Raw genomic sequence first — 13,452 nt, forward strand, 5'->3', positions numbered from 1 at the left:
TTGTTCGATTATTATTTTGTATAATGCTTTTGTTAACAAGATACTGTTTCTGCTTCTAATAACTCTTTTGCATCTTTGTATGCTACACCGTGAGCTTCTGCAACTGCTTCAAATGTTACATAGCCATCTAATGTATTAATACCTTTTAATAACGCAGTGTTACCTAAGCAAGCTTCTTTATAACCTTTGTTCGCAATTTGTACCGCATATGGTACTGTTACGTTTGTTAATGCAAGAGTTGATGTACGTGGAACCGCACCTGGCATGTTTGCAACTGCATAATGCACAACACCATGTTTTTCATAAGTTGGGTTATCATGAGTTGTAATGCGATCCGTTGTTTCGAAAATACCACCTTGATCAATCGCGATATCCACAACAACAGAGCCAGGTTCCATTGATTGAATCATTTCTTCTGTTACAAGTTTTGGCGCTTTTGCCCCTGGAATTAATACTGCACCGATTACAAGATCAGATTCTTTTACAGCTTGTGCAATATTGTAAGGATTAGACATTAAAGTTTTTACTTGATTTCCGAAAATGTCATCTAACTGACGAAGACGTTCTGCACTTAAGTCGATGATTGTTACATCCGCACCTAGTCCAACTGCAATTTTAGCAGCATTTGTACCAGCTTGTCCACCACCGATAATTGTTACTTTCCCACGTTTTACTCCCGGAACGCCTGCAAGTAAAATACCTTTGCCGCCTTTATTTTTCTCAAGGAACTGTGCACCGATTTGTGCAGCCATACGACCTGCTACTTCACTCATAGGTGCAAGTAATGGTAAAGAGCGGTTTTCTAATTGTACTGTTTCGTAAGCAATAGAAACCACTTTCTTTTCGATTAAAGCTTTTGTCAATTCTGGTTCTGGAGCTAAATGTAAATATGTGAATAAAATTAAACCTTCTCTAAAATATTTATATTCGCTTTCAATCGGTTCTTTAACTTTCATAACCATATCTTGATTCCAAGCTTCCTCAGCTGTTTCAACCATTTTCGCTCCTGCTTCAACATATTCAGCATCTGTAAAACCAGATCCTAAACCAGCACCCTTTTGAATAAATACCTCGTGATTGTTACGAACTAAGTGTACAACACCAGCTGGTGTCATTGCTACACGGTTTTCGTTGTTTTTAATTTCTGTTGGTACCCCAATACGCATAATGAAATGCCCCCTTATAATTAACAGAAAAAAGAAATCCTTTTTTCTTTTTTAAATAATTAATAACTTATGTCCTTATTCTAGCATAATTTCAAATCGATGAAAACGCTAACATACAGAAAATAAAAAAGTTTATATATTTGAAATAGTGTAAATATATAAAACTTTATACCATAAGAAATAAAAGGGGAGGGTTCTACTATCTATCATTCTACTTTTATTATACAGAGATTCACCCTTTATTATTTGACAATAATATAACAATGTGAGAAATCAATAAAAACTGCATACGTATACATTTTTTTAATACTGCAATATTTTAGAAATATATTCTTTTCAATCAAAAACCATTATAATTTCTCACCAAAAGTTTTTGAATCGTAAAACTTATTCTTCTTTTGTTTTAAATTGTGAAATTTGTTTTTGTAATTGATTCATTATTTTAATCGTCTGTAATGATCTTTCTTCTACTTCTGACGCCGATTTAGCCTGATTATTTGTCACTTCAAATACTTTTATGTTTTCTTGTGTAATTGTTTGGGAAGTAGACGAAATATCTGAAAAAGAAACGCTTACTTCCTCAATACCCGCAGACATTTCTTCTGTTGAAGAGGATACTTCTTGTATTTGAGTTACGACTCCATTAATATGCGTTACAATATTATCGAACGTCTGACTCGTTGTTTCAATTGCACTCATACCTTTTACTGTTTCTTGCTGTCCTATTTGCATTTCTTTCGCAAAATTCTTTACATCCATTTCAATTTCTTTCAGTAAGCGATTAATCTCTATTGTTGAATCTTTAGATTGTTCAGCAAGTTTGCGTACTTCATCAGCTACAATTGCAAAGCCTCTACCATGCTCTCCCGCTCTTGCTGCTTCAATACTTGCATTTAAAGCTAATAAATTCGTCTGTTCAGCAATATAAGCAATAGCTTCTATTGCTTTGTCAATATTTTGAGTACGCACTTCCAACCCTTGAACAGCATGTAAACTTCGTTTTACAACATCATGAATTTCCTCCATTTGTACAATAGATTTGTTTACAATCTCTTTACCTGCGTTTGCATCCTCATTCATTTTTACCGCAAGTTCACTAACTGTTGCTGCTGATTCCGATACTTGCTGCACACCTATTGCCATATCATTCATCGCAGCTGCATTTTCTTGGATTCCATGATCCTGTAATTCTAGATGTTTATTGATTTTTTCCATTGTATTTCTTACTGTAGTTGCTGTTTCTGAAACGTTTTTTATATCCAATAACATAGAATCAGTAGAACTTCCTGCATGATATACCGTTTGTTTCACCACTCCTAATATCTCACTTAAACTCCGCATTGTTTCATTAAATGACTCAGATATATGCCCAATCTCATCTTTAGATTTATATGTTGCTCTAGCTGTTAGGTCTCCTTTTGCAGCCTTTCCTATTTCGATCTCCAAGCTTTGAATAGGTCTTGTAATCATTTGAGCAACAACATAGCCTAAGATCACTAACGCAATAATCGTTGACAAGATAACTAAAATAAATGTTGTAAGCGTATGTTTTGCAGATTGTTGCGTGACTTCATATGCTTGTTGAGCCATCTTCTCGTTAATTTGTCCAACATGCTTTAAATTTTCTGTAACGCTTTTTTTTAGAGGAAGAAGCTCCTCTGTATGCTTTACGTGTGCATCTTCATTTCTATTTTCTAAGCCTAATGTAATGATTTCATTAACTTTTTTAGCATATACAGTTAAGTCTGACTTAAAAGCTTCATAAACCTTTTGTTCATCAGATGTCTTCTTCGTCTGTTCATAAAGTTTCATCATCTTTTCATTATCTTGAATATTCTTCTGTAATTTCTCATTTAGTTTATTATGTTTTTCCTCATCATTTGTCATGACAAACTCTAACAAGTAAGCATCTTGTGCATGAAAATTCGATTCAATATTATCCATTGTTTGTACAGACAACATACTATTATTGTAAATTTCATCTATATGTTTACTCATTTTGTCCATTTGTGAATATCCAATGATTCCGATAATAATCATTGAAATAGTAGAAATGAAAATAATAAATGACAATTTGGATGAAACTTTTAAATTTTTAATTTTAACCATCTCTTTTCCCTCTCTTTACATTTGATTATATTAATTAATAGATATATTTGATATTCCCTCCATTCCCTGCTTATATAGCAAGACTCAAAATTAAGCTCCAAACACTATATAAAGACTTTTGTTCATCATTATAATACTATATAATGATGAATGTAAATGTTTTTAAACATGTATGATAAATCTGAATTACTGCTTTCCAAACAAAAATGGTAATTCAAAAAGAAATTACCATTTTGTTTGGAAGCTTGTATAGATCAAAACAACTTAGAAAATAAATCTTCCGTTGTTTCAATAACTTTATCGATCATATCATTTTCATTTTCTTCTTGTTCTTTCAACATCTTAATCGTTTCTTTTGCATCTACAGGATAATCTGTAATAATTCCATCTACATTCAATTTATAATATTTCTTTAAATTCTCCATATCATTTACAGTCCAAACGTAGATTGGTTTATTTAATTTCCTTGCTGATTTTACGATTTGTTTATTTATCATATATTCTTCCGCGACATAAAAATCAGCTTGTACATATTTTAAATTCGCTCTACTTGCATATAAAATATATCCTACTTTTATATTTGGATTTTCACGCTTAAACTCTTGAATAAGAGAATAATGTAACGTTTGAATAACACATTGTTTTTCAAACTCATTCTCTTTGATTGTCTGTAGTACCTTTTTTACAAAGTCTTTTTCATTTCCATGTAACTTTACTTCTATATTGAGCTTTATATTATTTTTTGCAAGCTTTATAATCTCATCTAACGTACTAATTTTTCCTGTAAACCCATCTTGTCTTAAGGTTAGCTTACGGAGTTCATCCATTGTCAAATCAGCAACTTGTACATTCTCATTCGCAAGACGTTTTAATTTCAAATCGTGTATGACCGCTAGTTGACCATCCTTTGTTTGTAACACATCAATTTCAGCATAATCTGCCTTTGCATCAATCGCACCTTGTACAGCTTCTCTCGTGTTTTCTACACCTTTTGAAATATAACCACGATGTGCCATAATAATTGGTTCTCTATACGTATTAGAAATGAAAGTGACAATGAAAGCAACGACCATTCCTAATGTAAACACACCAGCAATATATACACCAATGAATTTAAAGCGATGTTTTTTAAAAAAACATTTCTCAGCTCTTGCTTTTGAATAATCTAACCCTTCTTCTAACAAAACATCTTCTACTGGAACTTTCTGCAAATAAAATCTAGTCAATGCCATAATATAAAATGGCGTCATAATAAAACTAAATACATATAATGTACTCGTTAAAAATACTGACAAAGTTGATTCAGCTAATAAAGCAAATGTCCCTTTTGGATTTGTAAATTCATATATTCCCCATATCGATAAAAAGTATATTCCCGCAAATAACAAAAATACAATTCCTATCGATACTAAAAAGCCTATTAAAAAGAACAATACTTTCAAGAAATTTGTTCTTACTAAATTTGCACTTTTGCGTGCAGCAATTCGAAATGACTTCTTTTCTAATACCATAATAGGCAACACAAATATCCAGCGAAGATTCATATAAGCGACGATAGCAAAGAAAGCGTAGTACCCAACTTGCCCCATCGTCGTTTTAAATAATTCCCCTGTTATAAAGTTCGGAATTTGAATGTCTGGGATAAGTGCAGACTGATATCCGAATCCGAATAAAGGTAACAATACAACAGCATACAAAATAAATCCTGGTAAGCAATACGTGAAAAGAGAAGATAAATATGTTACCGTCTTATATAAAACTGGGCGCAATTTTACCTTTTGACGTTTATGTGCAAAATAAGAAAGAATAATAAGCACTGCAAACTCTGTAAAGATAAGAAACAGCGCCAATATTGATAAAATAGCAACAGCTAATATTCCATATGGTGTTTTCAAAAATGCTAATAATTCATCATTTGTAGCATTTGCATAACCACCCCAGTATAATAATTTATTGAAAATCATACCAAATAGCGGTATAAAAACAATCGCAGCTAATAATTTATAAATGAGTTGAAAAGCCAACACATTCCAAAAAGCAAATTGTACCGTTTGAAAGGAATGTTTCATGACCCCTAGTATAGATAGCTTTTTTCGGTGCAACATAAAGTCCTCCAAATTCTAAAAATGATGTTTGAAATGGATTTCATATTTCTTATCAGAAGTCCATCTTTTCTATACTAATCATATATTCTAACGAACGCAAACACACTTATTCGTTTCAAAAAGGAGTGATGGCTTTTTTCCATCACTCCTTTTCTTCTCTATTTCTTATCTAATCCTTGCCCAAATGCCTTCAGAAAGCTAAATCCAAATGTAATTGCTCTATTAATGTCTGGATCCTTGAGCACTTTAAAAAAGTCCATTACTTTTGTTTTCTTTCCTTTTTTTAATTCATCTGTTGCAAATTGTAGTCCTGTAACTAAACTAGAAGTTATTTGCTTTGTCAATTCCGGGTCTGCTGAAGATAATGCTTCCCCTGCTCCCATCATATTGTTTAATACGTTTTTTACTGGTTCACGATTTAATTGTTCAATCGCAATTTTCGAAACGTCTTCTTTAGCAGCAAGCAAACTAATTGCTGCATCTAAAATACCAGCTTGCTGCAAACTAGCTAGCAACTGTATCGTTTCTTCAACCGCCTCACGATTTTCTTCTAATTGTGTTAAGAGCTCATCTGTTAACTGGTGTTTCTTTTCTTCCTCTGTTATGACTTTCTTTTGAATCACAGTAATTTCTTTTGCCACGTTCTTCGCCCCCCTAATTCTGATCCACAAGTGATACGTATTGTTTTCTTTGCCATTTTTTCTGGATTTCAACCCCATTTTGTGGATGACGTTTTTTATTTCTTGGGTTTGAAGCAGGGAGTGGACGCTTTCCTTTTTCGCGTAGTACGCGCATTTTCACCCTTGTTTGTTTATAAGCTGGTGTACATGTATAAATATCAGTTGCCGTACCTGTTAAAATATTAATTGCTTCTTCATTCACTGTTGCATGCATTGGTAAATATAGCTCATTACCAGTAACGCGATCTGTAATAAGTGCCTGCACTTTAATTTTGCCAAATGGTGAGGTAAGCTCAACAAGACCGCCATCTTTTACATTCCGTTCTTGAGCAAGTTCCGGCGAAATCTCTACAAACACCTCAGAAATTTTTGATAGAATTCCAGCTGATTTTTTCGTCATATTCCCTTCATGGAAATGTTCTAATACACGACCATTATTTAATAATAAATCATAGTCTTCTGGTGCTTCAACTGGCGGCACCCATTCATCTAGTGATAAGCGAGCTTTTTTATCAGGAAAATTAAAGCCATCTACATATAACAGCGGTGTATCTTTACCGTCATGGCTTCCCCAACATAAACTATTCCATCCTTCTAGACGATCATATGTTGCTTGTGAATAAAGTGGTGCAAGCGATGCAATTTCATCCATAATTTCACTTGGACTCTCATAATTCCAATCGCCACCAAGAGCGCGTGCTACTTTTTGTAAGATCCACCAATCAGGCTTCGAATCACCAAGGGGTGGCATTACTTCGTACAACCTTTGAATGCGGCGCTCCGTATTTGTAAATGTTCCTTCTTTTTCTAAGCTTGGTGCTGCTGGTAAAATGACATCGGCAAAGCGAGCTGTTTTGGATAAAAACATATCTTGTACAACAAGGAAATCAAGATTTGCTAAAATATGTTGTACGTGATTCGCGTTCGAATCCACCAATGCCATTTCTTCTCCCATTACATACATACCACGTAGTTTGCCTTCTTCTGCTGCAACAAGCATCGCAATGTTATTCAATCCTGGCTCTTTCGGAATCGTAGTTCCATATGCTTTTTCAAATTTCGCACGAAGCGCATCATCTGATACTGCTTGATATCCCGGAAGCCAGTTCGGCAATGTTGCCATGTCGCAAGCACCTTGTACGTTATTATGCCCGCGCAATGGATATGCACCTCCACCTGGACGACGATAGTTACCTGTTACAAGAAGCAAATTAGAGATTGCTGCTGATGTTGTACTTCCTCCTGTATTTTGTGTAACTCCCATACCCCAAAGCACGCAAGTTCCATCTGCTGCATAAACCATACGTGCAATATCTTTTAATGTATCCTTAGAAATCCCTGTAATTTCCTCCGTATAATCGAGTGTATACTTCTCTAACATTTTGCTATATGCATCAAAATTCTTTACATTTTCATTTATGAAGGATTGATCATGCCATCCTTGATCAATAATATATTTTGTTACTCCAGCAAGCCATACATAGTCGGTTCCTTGGCGCGGATGAACAAACAAATCAGCCCGTTCTGCCATTTCATGTTTCCGAAGGTCTGCTACAATAAGCTTTTGTTCATGCAATTTATGAGCACGTTTCACACGCGTTGCCAGCACAGGATGACCTTCTGTTGGATTTGCTCCTACGATAATAACAAGTCCAGCTTCAGCAATATCCTGTATTGTACCAGAGTCTCCCCCCATACCAACTGTTTTAAATAAACCGTCTGTTGCCGGTGATTGACAATAACGGGAGCAGTTATCTACGTTATTTGTTCCATATATTTGCCGAGCTAATTTTTGCATTAAATAGTTTTCTTCATTTGTTACTTTGGAAGAAGAAATAAATCCAAATGCATCGCTTCCATATTCAGATTTGATACGTTGCATATGAGATGCAACTACTTCTAAAGCCTCTTCCCATGAAGCTTCAACAAACATATCCCCTTGACGAATTAACGGTTTTGTAATGCGGTCTTCACTATTGATAAAGTCCCAGCCAAATTTCCCCTTCACACATGTAGAAATTCCGTTTACTGGCGCGTCTGATACAGGTTGTACTTTTAAAATTTGACGGTCTTTCGTCCATACTTCAAATGAGCAACCAACGCCACAAAATGTACAAACTGTTTTCGTCTTACGAATCTTCGTTTTCCTCATTGCAGCTTCCACTTCTGAAACTGCTAAAATACTACTATATCCTGGTTCTACATCTTTCACAAAATCAATCATTGGATCTAGTACATCCGGCTTAAGCCCTGTCATAAATCCAGCTTCTCCGAGCATCGTTTTTTCCATTAATGCATTACAAGGACAAACTGTTACACATTGACCACAACTTACACACGATGAGTCATTAATGCTTACACCGTTATCCCAGATTACGCGCGGACGCTCTAAACTCCAATCAATAGATAATGTTTCATTCACTTGCAAGTTTTGGCACACTTCTACACATTGACCACATGCAATACATTGGTTCGGGTCATAACGATAAAATGGATGTGACATATCCACTTCGCTTGGGCTGACTTTCGGTTTATATGGATATTTCTGCTCTTCAATTCCCATCATATGTACCGTATTGTGAATCTTACAATTCCCATTATTGTTATCACAAACTGTACAATATAATAAATGGTTCTCTAATATGCGGTCCATCGCTTCAGTTTGCGCTGTTTTAGCACGTGCTGATTTTCTTTCAATATGCATACCATCTTCCACTTTTGTAGAACAAGCACGCATTAATTTTCCATCTACCTCAACAATACATGTGTCACAAGTTTGAATTGGATCTACTTCTGGCACATGACAAATTTGTGGATGCTCTAAATTACTTTCGTTAAATAATTGTAGTATCGTTTTTCCATCAGATGAAACGAACTCTTGCCCATCAATCGTTACACGAACTGTCTGTTCAGCCATACTTTCCCCTCTCCTTACCACTCACTGCACAACACAAATATGAATCCGTTTTCATTTTATGTTGTTATACATATTTTGAAATACCTTACATCCTATCTAAGATGGTCAATTCTATGGTGCTATTAACATATAATACGAAAGTCAAAATGACACTATTCTACAGCTCTATTATATCGTAAATATACAATAATAACCAAAAGAATCTTATAATGTAAGTAGTAGTTCAATATTTCATGATGAATAAGAAAAAATACATAAAAAGGGGAAAAGAATATGGGTCCTGTCCAAGAAACATATAACATGGTGCATTATCAAGATGGCATGTTCTCTGAAAAACATGATGAAATTGTTACCGAAACTCCGATTACAATTAAATTAAACGGTGAAGAATATGTTACTGTAGTATGCACTCCAAATTATATTAAAGACATGGTAGTAGGCTTTTTAATTTCGGAAGGCATTATTTCTTCTTACCAACATATTGAAGAGTTATGGATTCAGAAAGATCAGGGAATCGTTCATGTAAAAGCAAAGCAAATTAATCCTCTTTACCAATCTTTATATAATAAAAGATATGTTACCTCTTGCTGTGGAAAAAGTAGACAAGGCTTTGTTTTTGTTAATGATGTAGCCAAAGCAAAAAAATTACATGATGTACATATCACACTTACTCCTGAAGAATGCTTTTATTTAATGACTGCCTTACAACAGTCTTCCACTACATTCCAACAAACCGGGGGCGTTCACAATACAGCCTTATGTGATCGAAATAGCCTCATTTTATCAAGAATGGATATTGGAAGACATAACGCATTAGATAAAATATATGGCTATTGTTTACGCCATGATATACCCGTCACAGGAAAAATCATTGCATTTAGCGGCCGAATTTCATCTGAAATCTTATTAAAAGTATCTAAAATCGGTTGTGAAATTATCCTTTCTAAATCCGCTCCAACAAAATTAGCATTACAACTCGCACATGATTTAGGCATTACTGTTGTCGGCTTTATTCGCAATAACTCTTGCAATATTTATACACATCCAGTGCGAATTGAGGGTTATATATCTTCAAAAAAATAATTCCTGTTTTATATAAACATGGAATTGTCACTATTCGCTTCCAAAGCATCTTTGTTTCATAAAAGATGCTTTTTTCTTACAACAATGTAATGTTTACGTCATCTTTATCGATCGTTCTTTCCCAACCAATTCGCTATACTAAAAATATAAAATAATAATCCAAAATATTCAGCAATGATGCAAGCAATAAAGCGAAACTTTAATCAGTGGGGGTTTTCTTCATCCCCTACTGATTATGAACCCTCACCAATCGGGCTGTTACGGGCAGTAAGACTCCCACCTATCTTCCTTGTTTCTTTCTGAATCTTGAGGTGGGAGTCTTACTGCCCCAAAATAGCGGGATAAACCAATTGTTATATAATTTAAATCCATAATTAGAGGAGTATACAGAATGAAACAAACAAAATATCGGATTTTTTTTATTTGCAGCATGGTAATTGTCACTTCAAGCTTAGCTATTCTTCCGTGGTTTATCATATAAATTACAATCTTTCTCTTGATTATATAAATCAACGCATCCTCACTCATTATTAGCCTGAATTATTTTTCGTGGGATAGCTCTCCTCCCGCCTAGCACCTTTGTTTTTCGCTAAATCTTTAATAATGGGATTAAAAAAAAGCGAGTTGCTTCTAGTTACAGAAACAATTCGCTTTTTTATTTATTATTAAATCCCGAAAAATTTATTTACACACGTTATAATGATTCATGCAGATACTGCAATACATATTATAATTGCATTACGCCTTGTTTATAAACAATCTTCTTTTTCATCTATGTGCACGAAGTCTCCTGTATAAAAAAGTGTGAGATAGGAACCTTTTCTTATCCGATGCGAGGTGAATACGAAAATCCTCACTATCTCACATACACAATAGAATGGAATTGTCATTTTATAATTAAAATGACATGACGTTATGTCGCAACATAGGGTATTTTGTGTCGCTACGTTTTCATTATAAAAAAGAGTTGTGCAAAAGTAGTGCATTTTTTATGTCAATTACTTTTGTGCAAAGAGTTTTTTATTATTTTCATGTAAACTATACAAAGTAGAAAGAATTGTTGGGGTGTACAAAAATATGATAAAAATTTTGTTAATAGACGATGAAGAACGCATGTTACAACTGTTAGACCTATTTCTCAGTCCACGTGGTTATTTTTGTATGAAGGCTAAATCAGGTTTTGAAGCTCTTGAACTCGTCCAGCAAAAAGAGTTCGACATCATTTTGCTAGATGTCATGATGCCAAACATGGATGGCTGGGAAACATGTAAGCAAATTCGGCAACTTAGCAATGTCCCGATCATCATGTTAACAGCTCGGAATCAAAATTACGATATGATAAAAGGATTGACAATAGGAGCTGATGATTATATTACTAAACCGTTTGATGAGCAAGTACTTGTTGCAAGAATCGAGGCGGTATTGCGCCGAACGAAAAAAGAAGGATTTGTTAGCTTCAATGGAATTGAATGGGATAAAATGAAACATACCGTTACTGTTTATAATGAAAAGATTTCACTTACACCAATTGAGTTTGCATTATTAGGACTATTTTTACAAAATGTTAATCGCGCATACAGCCGTGATGATTTAATCGAAAAAATATGGGGTTATCAAACAGATATTGAATATCGTACTGTCGATTCACATATTCGAAATATTCGTGAGAAATTAAGAAAAAAAGGATTTCCTGTTGAAAACTACTTAGAAACAATCTATAAAGTAGGATACAAATGGAAAAGTGACTAATCACTACAACCAGCTGAATATAGCATCTCTTCTTTTATCAAAATTTCATTTCACTACTTATAAGGCAGTTTCCCTTTTATTTCTCAATCGAGCGTAGAAAAGAAAGGGGAACTGCCATGATTCATTAGGGAAAAATATATTTTTAATAACAGACTGATTCAATATAAAAATAAGGTATGGTGGAACAAAATGGACAAACTTTCCCTTAAAATTGCTACATATTTTTTAATATTAGCTTTATGTATTGAAACAATTGCCTTTGTTTCTTTTCATACAAGCCTTGTGAAATTACGTATCGATGAAGAAACAAATACTCTTTTAAATCAAGGGAATAAGTATCGAAACATCATCGAAAAATTTATACATACTGGAAATGAGTCACGTGCTTTTAAAATCATTACTTTAATGGAATCTCACTCCGATTCAGATACAACTATGGTCATAACAGACACAAGCGGAAAAATTATATCCACTTCAGATATTGTTACAGAAAGTATGAAGAAGCAACTAGCTTGTAAAATAAAATCTATTTCGAGAAATGGGAAAACAGTTGAAACAAACTGGAAAAAGTCTAAATTCATTTCAACTGCAAGTCCCATTATTACAAAAGGACAAGTTACCGGATATGTACATATGTTTTTAAACACATCTTTCTTAGAAAAAATGATTTCTCGTTTAACAAATCAATTCATTATTATTGGATGTTTAACTCTTATTTTAACAACTATTTCTGTCTTTCTTTTTTCTCGCGTTATTACAGACCCACTTATTAAAATGAAAAAAGCTACAGAGCGAATGCCTAAATTAAATAAACCCATTGCATTAGGAATCAAACGCAATGATGAACTTGGTAGTTTGGCTACAACAATTGAAGAATTATCAAGTGAACTAACTTATATGAAAAAAGAAAGAAATGAATTTCTTTCCAGTGTTGCGCATGAATTGTTAACTCCCCTAACATATATGAAGGGATATGCAAAGGTCGCCAAAAGAGAGGGTTTGTCCAAAGAAGAACGCGAGGAATACTTACAAATTATCGAAGATGAAACAGATAGTATTACAGCACTCATACAAGACTTATTCGACTTAGCCCAGCTAGAACAGCATCAGTTTATCATAAAAAAACAAAAAGTAACTCTTAGACCATTTCTTGAAAAAATCATTGAAAAAACAAAAACAAACTTTTCTAAAACGGACATACAAATTCGATTACATTGTAATGACCACCTGAACGTTTATATAGATGAACGCCGCATGGAACAAGTTATGCTAAATTTGTTACAAAATGCGTATCAGCATTCTCACGAACCATCTATCATTACAATAAATGTGCTTGAAAATGAGAATACTTTTACTATATGTGTTCAAGATGAAGGAGAAGGTATTCCTAGTGAAGATCTTCCTCATATTTTCGATCGCTTCTACCGTGTTGATAAATCAAGAACAAGGGCAACAGGTGGAAAAGGAATTGGCTTAGCTGTTGCGAGAGAAATTGTAGAACTGCATAATGGGACCATTACCGTCCAAAGTGAATTAAACGTCGGAACAGAATTTCTAATAAAATTACCAATCCAATAAAGTGAAGCTTGAATCGACGGGGAGTTTTCTTCATCCCCACTGATTATAAGCCCTTACCATTCAAG

General features: G+C 34.1%; 7 protein-coding genes and 2 pseudogenes. 3 read left to right on the forward strand and 6 right to left on the reverse strand.

What is annotated here, in order from left to right; genetic code table 11:
• Positions 1 to 32: 32 nt before the first annotated feature.
• The 6 genes and pseudogenes from ald to fdhF all read right to left on the reverse strand — a co-directional run bounded on the left by ald (position 33) and on the right by fdhF (position 8,977).
• The gene (ald, locus tag MR056_RS10025) at positions 33 to 1,166 is read right to left on the reverse strand and encodes an alanine dehydrogenase (RefSeq protein ID WP_011983618.1); all 1,134 of its coding nucleotides are present in this window, start codon (positions 1,164 to 1,166) and stop codon (positions 33 to 35) included.
• A gap of 539 nt (positions 1,167 to 1,705) precedes the next feature.
• Positions 1,706 to 2,507: pseudogene (locus MR056_RS22860) on the reverse strand (methyl-accepting chemotaxis protein); the annotation flags it as partial.
• A pseudogene (locus MR056_RS22865) lies at positions 2,505 to 3,275 on the reverse strand (MCP four helix bundle domain-containing protein); the annotation flags it as partial. The pseudogenes MR056_RS22865 and MR056_RS22860, both read right to left, overlap by 3 nt.
• A 254-nt stretch (positions 3,276 to 3,529) precedes the next feature.
• Complete coding sequence (locus tag MR056_RS10035) at positions 3,530 to 5,380, reverse strand: glycerophosphoryl diester phosphodiesterase membrane domain-containing protein (RefSeq protein WP_048723270.1); 1,851 nt, start codon at positions 5,378 to 5,380, stop codon at positions 3,530 to 3,532.
• 158 nt (positions 5,381 to 5,538) lie between these two features.
• A complete protein-coding gene (locus tag MR056_RS10040) occupies positions 5,539 to 6,021 on the reverse strand; it encodes a helical membrane plugin domain-containing protein (protein WP_048723271.1) in 483 nt (160 codons plus the stop codon).
• A gap of 13 nt (positions 6,022 to 6,034) precedes the next feature.
• Entirely contained in the window at positions 6,035 to 8,977 is a 2,943-nt protein-coding gene (fdhF, locus tag MR056_RS10045) for a formate dehydrogenase subunit alpha (protein WP_048723273.1), read from the reverse strand.
• Positions 8,978 to 9,250: 273 nt separating this feature from the next.
• On the opposite strand from fdhF, the gene fdhD reads away from it, so the two are divergent.
• From fdhD to MR056_RS10060, 3 genes are all read left to right on the forward strand, one after another.
• A complete protein-coding gene (gene fdhD, locus MR056_RS10050) occupies positions 9,251 to 10,060 on the forward strand; it encodes a formate dehydrogenase accessory sulfurtransferase FdhD (RefSeq protein WP_048723275.1) in 810 nt (269 codons plus the stop codon).
• Positions 10,061 to 11,137: 1,077 nt separating this feature from the next.
• Positions 11,138 to 11,809 carry a response regulator transcription factor gene (locus tag MR056_RS10055; protein ID WP_011983612.1) on the forward strand — a complete coding sequence of 224 codons (672 nt, stop codon included), beginning with the start codon at positions 11,138 to 11,140 and terminating at the stop codon, positions 11,807 to 11,809.
• A gap of 189 nt (positions 11,810 to 11,998) precedes the next feature.
• Positions 11,999 to 13,387, forward strand: coding sequence for a HAMP domain-containing sensor histidine kinase (locus MR056_RS10060; RefSeq protein ID WP_011983611.1), 1,389 nt, complete (start codon positions 11,999 to 12,001; stop codon positions 13,385 to 13,387).
• Positions 13,388 to 13,452: the final 65 nt, after the last annotated feature.

Source organism: Bacillus cereus group sp. BfR-BA-01360, assembly GCF_022663595.1.
GTDB lineage: Bacteria > Bacillota > Bacilli > Bacillales > Bacillaceae_G > Bacillus_A > Bacillus_A cytotoxicus.